This window comes from Streptomyces katrae (assembly GCF_000966975.1).
Lineage (GTDB): Bacteria > Actinomycetota > Actinomycetes > Streptomycetales > Streptomycetaceae > Streptomyces > Streptomyces katrae.
In genome coordinates this window covers 1-1419 of sequence record NZ_JZWV01001004.1, presented here as the reverse complement: position 1 = coordinate 1419, position 1419 = coordinate 1, and the positions used below count along the sequence as shown (strand labels likewise).

Here is a 1419-nt window from a genome sequence, read left to right as displayed (position 1 = left end):
CCTTCCTCGGCGGCTGGCTGGCCACCGCCTACGACGTCCGCACCCCGCTCTACGCCGCTGGCGGCCTCCTCCTGGCGATGACGGCGGTCACGGCGACCATGACCGGCAACCGCCGGGTCGAGGCGGCGCTGCGTGCCGCCGCGCCGGCCGACGAGCCGGACCAGCCGGGCCTGCCGGAAGCCCGGGAAGCCGTTCAGGAGCGGGCCGTACAGGGGCAGTAGCCCGCCGGGGGCGCGCAGCCGAGTGCGGCCGGGGGACCGGTGAGCGGCCCCCCGGGCGGCCTCAGCCGGTGGCCGGCCGGGATGCCGTGCGGGCGCGTAGCTGGTCCGGCGTCAGGTAGGCGTCGGTCTGTTCGAACTCGCGCAGGGTGGGCAGCTTGGAGGCGCGCAGGCCCATGCGGACGAAGTCGTCCCCGGCCACCGCGTTGAGCAGCCAGTTGGTCAGCACGCGTGTCTTGGCGACGTTGGTGCGCAGCGCGTACCAGTGGTAGCCGCGGGCCACGGCCCGGGCCAGGAGGCCGCGCAGCGGGATGCCGAGCGGCTTGGACACCGCGTCGGTNGCTCGACGCCTCGTGACACCGGGCCCCGCGCCCCGTGCCCCGTGCCCCCCCTCAGTCGGCGGCGCGGGGCGCCGCCGTGCGGGCGCGTACCTGCTCGGGGGTCAGGTAGTCGTCGCCGTGCTCGAACTCCCGCAGGGTCGGCGGCCTGCCCTCCCGCAGGCCCATCCGGACGAAGTCGTCCCCGGCCACGGCGTTGAGCAGCCAGTTGGTCAGGACGCGGGTCTTGGCGACGTTGGTGCGCAGTGCGGACCAGTGGTAGCCGCGGGCCACGGCCTGCGCCGGGAGGCCGCGCAGCGGGATGCCCAGCGGCTTGGACACCGCGTCGGTGCCGCCGAGGTCGACGACGAGTCCGGGCTTCTTCCGCCCGGTTCGTCTCACACAGCAGTCGAACAAGGAGGTACAGGGCGTCGCGGTCACCGTCTTCGGCTCGCGTGCGCAGGTCCGCTTCCTTCCCCTGATCCCGAAGCGACCTGTTGAGCCTCCGTCGTGCGTGGACATCGGTGAGGGCGAGCTCTGCGAGTTCTTCGAGCCGGTCCGCGCGGGCGAGCAAGCTCATGTGCCAGAGATGGTTGTTGTGCGCGTAGTGGTCGACGGAGTAGCACTCGGCGTGTGAGCTCACCAACGTGATCGCTGTATCCCAGTCCTGACGCTGTTCCGCTTCCTCGGCCCGCTCGAACCACTCCATGGGGACTAGTATGGCCTGCCGTCGCCGGTCAGAACTTTATGGATGGAATCGCCCTAAAACGCCCTCCGGAACCTCAGCCGCCAGGCGACGGGATCCCCGCCCGCTCCTTCCTCGGGTCGTCGCCAGGCCAGGGAACCCCCGGCAATGCTGGTCGTCGATACGGTCGAGCTTGGGC

The 1419-nt window shown here is 72.1% G+C and carries 3 pseudogenes; 1 reads left to right on the top strand and 2 read right to left on the bottom strand.

From position 1 onward, the window contains the following. Positions 1-221 (top strand): annotated as a pseudogene (locus VR44_RS31150) (MFS transporter); the annotation flags it as partial. Between the two features lie 61 nt (positions 222-282). Here VR44_RS31150 and VR44_RS31145 read toward each other — a convergent pair. Both VR44_RS31145 and VR44_RS31140 read right to left on the bottom strand, forming a co-directional pair. Next, positions 283-558, bottom strand: a pseudogene (locus VR44_RS31145) (NAD(P)/FAD-dependent oxidoreductase); the annotation flags it as partial. A gap of 52 nt (positions 559-610) precedes the next feature. After that, positions 611-919: pseudogene (locus tag VR44_RS31140) on the bottom strand (NAD(P)/FAD-dependent oxidoreductase); the annotation flags it as partial. Positions 920-1419 lie beyond the last annotated feature (500 nt).